General features: G+C 52.0%; 3 protein-coding genes and 1 pseudogene. 1 reads left to right on the top strand and 3 read right to left on the bottom strand.

The window, feature by feature from the left end; genetic code table 11:
* Positions 1-71 (bottom strand): annotated as a pseudogene (locus ABYW01_RS16215) (single-stranded DNA-binding protein); the annotation flags it as partial.
* 228 nt (positions 72-299) lie between these two features.
* Between ABYW01_RS16215 and uvrA the strand changes: the two are divergent.
* Positions 300-3,122: an excinuclease ABC subunit UvrA gene (uvrA, locus tag ABYW01_RS16210; RefSeq protein ID WP_372834662.1), complete on the top strand. Its 2,823-nt coding sequence runs from the start codon at positions 300-302 to the stop codon at positions 3,120-3,122.
* A 158-nt stretch (positions 3,123-3,280) separates the two neighbouring features.
* Here the strand turns inward: uvrA and rplQ are convergent, their stop codons facing one another.
* The gene (gene rplQ / locus ABYW01_RS16205) at positions 3,281-3,676 is read right to left on the bottom strand and encodes a 50S ribosomal protein L17 (protein ID WP_193952517.1); all 396 of its coding nucleotides are present in this window, start codon (positions 3,674-3,676) and stop codon (positions 3,281-3,283) included.
* 40 nt (positions 3,677-3,716) lie between these two features.
* Positions 3,717-3,869, bottom strand: a 153-nt coding sequence (locus tag ABYW01_RS16200) for a DNA-directed RNA polymerase subunit alpha C-terminal domain-containing protein (protein ID WP_372834664.1), incomplete at its 5' end; no start/stop codon positions are given.

Here is a 3,869-nt window from a genome sequence, read left to right as displayed (position 1 = left end):
GGCATGTAACGAACCTCAGGATCGCCACCCAGATTACCCACAAGAATTACTTTGTTAACGCCACGAGCCATGAAAATCTCCAGTTAAAATTCGTTGCTTAACGTCGTCCCTGACCACCCTGAAAAGGGGTGTTCACTATGGGTGTAGAATACCACAGCATGAGATGAAGACACGGAGGATTTACTCATAAATTTTTCATCCAATAGCTCCCCTTATGACCATCACAACACAACGTACATTTATTACCCGTCGTTAAGTCTTTATAATTTGCTCTTTTGTTTGTTCCTTGCGGAGAGAACATGGACAAGATACTGGTTCGCGGTGCACGTACCCACAACCTCAAGAACATCGATCTGGAGATCCCTCGCGATCAGTTGATTGTCATTACCGGCCTGTCCGGTTCGGGTAAGTCATCGCTGGCGTTTGATACACTCTATGCCGAAGGTCAGCGCCGCTATGTGGAATCCCTTTCCACGTATGCCCGCCAATTCCTGTCTATGATGGAAAAGCCGGACGTGGACCATATCGAAGGTCTTTCCCCTGCTATTTCGATTGAGCAAAAGTCCACATCGCACAACCCACGTTCTACCGTCGGCACCATCACGGAGATCTACGATTACCTGCGTCTGTTATTCGCCCGAGCTGGCGAACCCCGCTGCCCGGATCACGATCTGCCGCTAGCCGCACAGACCGTCAGCCAGATGGTGGACCAGGTATTAGAAATGCCTGAGGGCAGCAAGCTGATGCTGCTCGCGCCGGTTGTGCAAGGTCGCAAAGGTGAGCATTTACATACCTTGAGTGAATTGCGTACCAGCGGCTTTGTTCGTGCACGGATTAACGGCATCGTCGTCGACCTGGACAGTGCACCTGAACTGGATAAGAACAAAAAGCACAACATCGAAGCCGTCGTCGATCGCTTTAAAGTACGCGATGATCTGCAGATACGTTTGGCCGAATCCTTTGAGACCGCACTCAACCTAACGGACGGTATCGCGAAAGTTGCGTGGATGGATGGCGATGCAGCCGATCTGATCTTTTCCGCACGGTTTGCATGCCCACATTGTGGTCACAGCATCCAGGAACTGGAACCCCGCATGTTCTCGTTCAACAACCCACACGGTGCATGTTCTTCGTGTGACGGTTTGGGGGTGAAACAGTTTTTCGATCCGAACAAGGTCGTTCACGATAACAGCCTGACCCTGTCCGAAGGTGCGATCCGCGGTTGGGACCGTCGAAGCCTGTATTACTTCCAGCAGCTTAAGGCCGTCGCGGAACACTTCGGTTTCAATCTGGATACTGCATTCCGTGATCTTTCAAAAAAACATCAGCAGATCATCCTTCAGGGCAGCGGCAAGGAAAGCGTGCCATTCCGGTATCTGAATGATCGTGGAGATATGATCAGTAAGTCACACCCGTTTGAAGGTGTGCTGAACAATCTAGACCGTCGTTATCGCGAAACAGAATCAGAAATGGTTCGCGAAGACCTTTCGAAATACCTCAACATCCAGCCGTGCCCCTCCTGTGAAGGCAGCCGTCTGCGCCGTGATGCACGTCACGTATTTATTGATGGCGAAACCCTGCCAAATATCGTCAAGCTCCCAATCGGTAACTGCTACCAGTATTTCGAACAGCTTAAACTGGAAGGGAAACAGGGCGAAATCGCTGACAAAATCCTAAAAGAGATCCGCCAGCGTCTCAGCTTTCTGGTTAATGTAGGTCTTGATTATCTTTCACTGGAACGCAACGCCGAAACATTGTCCGGCGGTGAAGCCCAGCGTATCCGTCTAGCCAGCCAGATCGGCGCCGGGCTGGTTGGGGTAATGTATATATTGGATGAGCCTTCCATCGGGCTTCACCAACGGGACAACGAACGCCTTCTTGGCACGCTGGAGCATCTCCGCGATCTCGGCAACACCGTCATCGTTGTAGAACACGATGAAGACGCGATCAGAATGGCTGACTATCTTGTCGATATAGGCCCCGGTGCGGGTGTCCATGGCGGTGAAATTGTTGCTCACGGTAAAGCGCAGGACGTTATGGATTGTGAGCACTCGCTCACCGGCCAATACCTGTCGGGCACTCGTAAAATTGAAGTCCCTGCACAACGTCATCCGGTTGATGCAGACAAAATGCTGACGCTGGCCGGTGCCACCGGCAACAACCTGAAAAACGTCACCCTTGAAGTGCCGGTTGGGCTCTTCACCTGTATCACTGGCGTGTCTGGGTCCGGCAAATCGACCCTGATCAACTCAACCCTGTACCCGATAGCCGCGACCGAACTTAACCACGCGACGACTCTGGATGCCTCCGCACATGACAGCGTTGCAGGCATGAAACACTTCGACAAGGTCATCGATATTGATCAAAGCCCTATTGGCCGTACTCCACGCTCCAACCCGGCAACCTACACCGGCATCTTCACGCCCGTACGTGAACTCTTTGCCGGCACTCAGGAAGCCCGCTCCCGGGGTTATAAACCGGGCCGATTCAGCTTTAACGTCAAAGGCGGTCGCTGCGAGGCCTGTCAGGGTGATGGCGTCATTAAGGTAGAGATGCATTTCTTGCCGGATGTCTACGTGCCCTGTGACGTCTGTAAAGGCAAACGTTACAACCGTGAGACACTTGAAATTAAGTACAAGGGCAAGAGCATCGACGAAGTCCTGCAGATGACAATCGAGGACGGACGCGTGTTTTTTGACGCGATCCCTGCGCTTGCGCGCCGCTTACAAACCCTGATGGATGTGGGTTTGAGTTATATCCGTCTCGGTCAGGCCGCAACCACCTTGTCGGGCGGCGAAGCTCAGCGCGTGAAGCTGGCAAAAGAACTGTCGAAGCGAGACACCGGCAAGACCCTTTACATTCTCGACGAACCCACCACGGGCTTACACTTCTACGATATTCAGCAGCTGCTGACCGTCCTGAACCGTTTACGTGATCACGGCAACACCATCGTGGTTATCGAGCATAACCTGGATGTCATCAAAACCGCCGACTGGATTGTGGATCTCGGACCGGAAGGGGGTATCAATGGGGGCGAGATTATCGCTACCGGCACACCCGAAGAGGTGGCCGAATGTGCGCACTCGCATACCGGTCGCTTCCTGAAGCCAATGCTCGGCTAATCGATTCCTAAAACACTAAAGGAGAGCGCTGCTCTCCTTTTTTTGGCCTGACTTTTGAGTAAATCCTTCAAGCCGCAGACGGCCTCAGATCTGACAACACCAAATTTCAGGCAATAAAAAACCCGGCATAAAGCCGGGTTTTTTGACGGTATTAGCAATTAATCTTCAGAAGTCTCTTCGACTGCTTCAGTTGCTACCGGGCGGTCTACCAGTTCAACGTAAGCCATTGGCGCATTGTCGCCAGGGCGGAAGCCACATTTCAGAATACGAATGTAGCCACCTGGACGCTGCGCGTAACGCGGGCCCAGATCGTTGAACAGTTTACCAACAGCTACTTTGTTGTTGGTACGTGCAAATGCCAGACGGCGGTTTGCTACGGTGTCGTTTTTAGCCAGTGTAATCAGTGGCTCGGCATAGCGACGCAGTTCCTTAGCTTTAGGCAGAGTTGTTCTAATCAACTCATGCTCAAACAGGGACACTGCCATGTTTTTGAACATCGCTTTGCGGTGCGCACTGGTACGGCTGAATTTACGACCAGTTTTACGATGACGCATGATTAAATCCTTACCAAACTAGTCAGTTCGAATCGCTGTATCAAGACGCGACTTTGTCGTCATTTTTCAAACTAGCCGGAGGCCAGTTCTCTAGACGCATACCAAGGGACAGACCTTTAGAGGCCAGCACGTCCTTGATCTCAGTCAGCGACTTCTTACCCAAGTTCGGGGTCTTCAGCAGCTCAACCTCGGT

The sequence above is a fragment of the Pontibacterium sp. genome, from assembly GCF_041587635.1.
In the GTDB taxonomy this organism is placed as follows: Bacteria; Pseudomonadota; Gammaproteobacteria; order Pseudomonadales; family Balneatricaceae; genus Pontibacterium.
Note: the sequence above shows the minus strand (reverse complement) of the source record. Positions and strands in the feature narration are given on the sequence as shown.